We start from the raw sequence: 4,401 nt of genomic DNA on the forward strand, positions 1-4,401 counted from the left end.
TCGCTGCGACGACCAGGCCACAGGGGTCTCTCACCCCCATCCGCACACACAGCGCCTCATGGCGCACCCGGACAACGTGGAATGGGTCCATCACTGTGGTGGCCTGGGGCAGCTCCTCTTCGGCGGCGGTCTTGAAGCCGGTGGAGCCGTCCATCGCTACTACGTCGACTTTATCCCGCCAGCATTGGTCGCGTTGGGCCAGCCAGGTCTTGAAAACCTGCTTGGAGCGGCCCTCAACCATGTCCAACAGCCTCGCCGGTCCGATGCCTGCCCGTAGCGGGGTGAGGTCGATGATCACGGTGACGTACTTGTCCCCGCCCCGGGTGTGGCGCCAGACGTGCTCATCAACGCCGATGGTGGTCACGTTGTCGAACCGGTGGGGGTCGTTGATCAGCAGCCGCTTACCCTCATCCAGTACGGCGTCGTTAGCAGTGTTCCACCGCACCGCCAACGATTCGGCGACTCGGGCCACGGTCAGGTGCTGGATCACCAGTGCCTCCAGGGCCCATCGCAGACCTCGGCGGGAGAGCTTGGCCCGCGGCTGGGCCGCTTGGGTGGTGTCCTGTCGCCATACGTGGGCACAGTCGGCGCACCGGTAGCGGCGGACCGTGATCTGCAGCGTGGTGGGCCGCCAGCCCAACGGTTCATGGGCCAGCCGACGGATCACGGTGCCCCGCGGGGTGCCTGGGGACCCGCAGCGGTGACACCAGTCATCGGGTTCGACCACGCGGCAGGCAAGCACCGCACGCCGCGATTCAATCCGCTGGCCAATGGCTTCCAGGCCAAGCTCATCAAGGCGGGCGAAGCTCGTCAGGTCAGGGTCGTTAAAGGTAGCGTCAGGCACGTCGAGGTCTTCCAGATGGGTTGTGTAGGAACTGCCATCATCGGAAGGCCTCGACCCCTATCCGGCCACCGACGCGCCCATCCGCCCGCAGTCCAGGGCTACACCCTCAATTGTGAAGAGCCGGTAATTCGTGTGGTGGACACAACGTCAACCTACCGCAAACGCCGAGAACCAAGCACTACTGGCCACTGGAGGATCCTCAACTGACACTAGTATTCAGCACAAACATCCCGTCGGTTTACATGTTCCTCTAGAGGTAAGGCCGTGGTCTTACAGGGCTGTATTGCTCATCAGTGTATTAGCTAGCGTGAGGCGGAAGTCTTGCGGATGCGCAGGTATGCCCCGATTCCTATTAGGAGCAGTGCTGCGGCGAGAATGGCAGCGATAGTGGTGCCGGTGGCGGCCAATCCATCTTGTTGTTCGCCCTCCGGAGCGGACGCATCCGTCGGAGGTGTGTCAACTGGCGGATCGGTCGCTTCCTGGTCGTAGGGCGGGGACTCCTGCATATCGGTCGGTAGCGTCTCATTGTGCGCTTCCACCGTGTCCTCTGAGTGGTCTCCGGAGGGTGTATCGGTGTCGTGTTGCTCCTTGACCGTGTCGTTGGACTGGCCCTCTGAAGGGTCCTCTGGTGCTGGACTGACGTGGAGGTCTTCACCTTCTGCGATGACTCGCAGGTAAATCTCTCCGCTGGAGTCGGTATCAAAAGACCCGGCCTGGAGAACTAACCGAAGATGGTGCCCCTGGGGCACCTGAAAGCTCTCCGGTGCGCTGCCTTCGTGCAGCGCCTGCTGGTGGATCTCAGCCGGGTCTTCACATCCGTCGTCGTGGTTGCCGCTATTAGGGGGCTGGCTCCACGATTCTTCGCAGGAGAGAACGGCTGCCTCCACGGGTATGTTGCCCTCAAGGAACAGTTCAGCCTCGATGGTCTCAGCGGGGTCTCGGGTACTGATACTCACATCCCACTCAAAGATATCGCCAGGGGCTAGAGCGCTGAACAACTCCGGGGTAGTGGTGGATTCGATGAGTAGCTGCTCGCCCTGGATCGTTTCGGTGACCGCCTCCGCAGGCGATGCGGTGGAAGACGCGGTCAGTGTCAAGGTGTTGAGGCACAGCAGAGCAGCAAGGACGGCGCTACCGCCGGTGATGCCGTGGCGCATGCTCTGCCTCCTCTCTCTTCTCTTGCCGGTCACGAGCAGCGACGGGATCTTGGCGTGGCCAGAACGCCCAAGCGATACCAGCGGCCAACGCGGCAGCGAAGAGGAGCTGAACCTCCCGCTGAGCTAGCCACTGAAGCGGTTGAGCCAGACCCGGCACGTGCCCAAGCACCGCTTCAGCCTCCCCGTCAGCCACAGCGTAGGGAGTTGGGTCCTCGATCTCGTTAGCATCACCCTGCATGCGGATCACCGCGACATGCCCGTTCTCGACCGCGGAGGGGTCCAAGCCTTCGTCATCGGCAGCCCAGACAATGTCTTCAGGGTCGTTGACGGCAATCACACGGTGGGTGACCGAGATGTCCATCTCCTCGGTACCGACGGTGAGCACATCACCCACGGCGATCTGTTCAGGATCGACTGGCTGGACCAACGCCACGGAGCCGGCGGGAATGGCCGGCTCCATAGAACCGGTACGAAACATCACCAAACCCATGCTCAACCATATGCCCAGGCCCAGCAGCACCAGGCTGAGGACCCCAAGACCAGCCAGCAGATACACGCCGACGGCGGCGAAGCGGCCCACTATGGTTCTGAGCATTATTCAGACCCTCACGCTAGGCTCAGGGGAGGATCAGCTGTCGTCTTCAGGGGTGTTGGGCAGCTGTTCAGCGGTGAACTGCCACACCACCTCACCGGTGGCTTCCTGCGCCTGGTTGTCGGTGTCTGCGGGCATCTGCACCGTCACGGTAAAAGTCGCGACATCACCCTGGGCAAGGGTCTGGTTTACCTCATCGGGCCCGGTGACCTGCCAGAATCCTGCCTCGTCTACAGCACGAGTACTAGACAGTTCAGCGTTATGGGTGGTGCCAGGCTCCAAACGAACATGAACATCAGAGTTGTCGGAGTCACCGGGACCCCAAGGGCCAGCCATGATTTCGAGGTCTTCGAAAGCAGAGACACTGGTGCCGTCTACCCAGTCCTCTGATTCGGGGGATGCGCCGACCGCGGTGGTGGCGATCTGCAGGTTGTACTCACCAGCTTGCAGCTCCGCACCGGCGAACTCTTCATCGGTCCAGTTAGCCATCGTGGCCGCAGCCCCAATGCCAACCACACCGGCGAGGGCCAATACGGCCGCCTTCTTTCGCCGTCGGTTAGTTTTCTGCGAAGTCGCAGTAGTCTCAGATGCCATCAGGCTTCCTCTCTTCGTTATTTGCAGGTGTAGTAGTCAATGATCAGTTCTCTACGGTCTCCGAGTCGGTGGTCTCGTGAGTTTCAGTAGGAGTTTCAGTAGGCGTTTCGGTGGTTGTCTCCTCCGGAGACGGTGCTTCGGATTCCTCCTCCGAGGGTGGCGGGGATTCAGGATCCGGAGGAGCAGTCTCATCAGGGCTAGGGGTCTCCGAGGAGGGAGAAGGGTCTTGAGTTACATCTTCATCTCCGGGCTCCGAAGCATCCTCTGTGGGGGGTGTTGTTTCAGTAGGAGCATCATCCCCGACCTCGGATTCTTCTTCCAAGAGGTCTTCCTCAACGGGCTCGTCATCCATGTCCGGATCAGGCAGGCCCTCAGCGTGGTCTTCCTGGAAAGTGACCGACCCCCCGCCGGGTTCTACAACCCTGCAAGACGAGCTCCTGAACGGTATGACGGCTTGAACCAACGACGTGCTGGCTTCGATAATCTGGGGCTCAGACTCCCAACCGCCGGGCCCTACCGCGATCAAGTGAATCCTGTACGTGTGAGTCCTCGACCTTAAGAGACCCGTTGGGGGATCCGACAAGTAGGCTCCGAAGTTCGCATAAGAAGACCCCCCGACTATTTCAGTCGTGGGGGAAGAGGGGGCAGGAGTAACACTTCCCGTGGCAACGAAGTCGAGCCTGTGACCTTCAGGCTGAACCGTGAGGTCATCCTGCGGCGTCTCCCACTCGATAATCAGGTTACGGAAACGGTGTTGACTATTCCCGCTCCCTTGGAATCTGCAATCAACAACCGAGGGGGACGGGACCACACCAGCCTGCAAGGATAACCCGGCAGACTCTGCGTCAGTCCAAAGTGCTTGGGTGGGTTCGGTAATACCGGCGCTGAGGGTTAGTGCTACAAGAAGCGCACCCCCGCCGCTCAGCATTGCCTTCCTGCGCGGCCAACTACGGCGACGAGGGCTGACCTGAGTAGAAGGCAGCAGGCGCGAGCTTGGGGGCATATCGCATTTCAAGACAAGTTAGAAGGATGTGCAATCGGGTACGCGCTCTTACAGCGCCGTTCGAGCAGATCGCTGAACTGTAAAAGTCTATATCAATATATGGCTCTTCACAATCCAGGGCTACACCCTCAATTGTGAAGAGCCGCATAAGCCCGTAGCCAGGCCCGCAGCCCAGCATCAGGATCACCAGCGTTCTCAGACTTCAGTGCCC

The 4,401-nt window shown here is 60.6% G+C and carries 5 protein-coding genes; all 5 read right to left on the reverse strand.

The window, feature by feature from the left end:
- Positions 1–844, reverse strand: an 844-nt coding sequence (locus FEF26_RS15125; RefSeq protein ID WP_138254367.1) for an ISL3 family transposase, incomplete at its 3' end; no start/stop codon positions are given.
- Between the two features lie 302 nt (positions 845–1,146).
- Positions 1,147–2,001 (reverse strand): hypothetical protein, encoded by an 855-nt coding sequence (locus FEF26_RS15130; RefSeq protein WP_138254368.1) that lies wholly within the window; start codon positions 1,999–2,001, stop codon positions 1,147–1,149.
- Positions 1,976–2,596 (reverse strand): S24/S26 family peptidase, encoded by a 621-nt coding sequence (locus tag FEF26_RS15135; RefSeq protein WP_138254369.1) that lies wholly within the window; start codon positions 2,594–2,596, stop codon positions 1,976–1,978. Before FEF26_RS15135 ends, FEF26_RS15130 begins: the two co-directional genes overlap by 26 nt.
- A 33-nt stretch (positions 2,597–2,629) precedes the next feature.
- On the reverse strand, positions 2,630–3,187 hold the full coding sequence (locus tag FEF26_RS15140; RefSeq protein WP_138254370.1) for a SipW-dependent-type signal peptide-containing protein: 558 nt from the start codon (positions 3,185–3,187) through the stop codon (positions 2,630–2,632).
- Between the two features lie 43 nt (positions 3,188–3,230).
- Positions 3,231–3,539: a hypothetical protein gene (locus FEF26_RS15145; protein WP_138254371.1), complete on the reverse strand. Its 309-nt coding sequence runs from the start codon at positions 3,537–3,539 to the stop codon at positions 3,231–3,233.
- Between the last annotated feature and the right edge of the window lie 862 nt (positions 3,540–4,401).

The sequence above is a fragment of the Nesterenkonia salmonea genome (genome assembly GCF_005771525.1).
GTDB lineage: Bacteria > Actinomycetota > Actinomycetes > Actinomycetales > Micrococcaceae > Nesterenkonia > Nesterenkonia salmonea.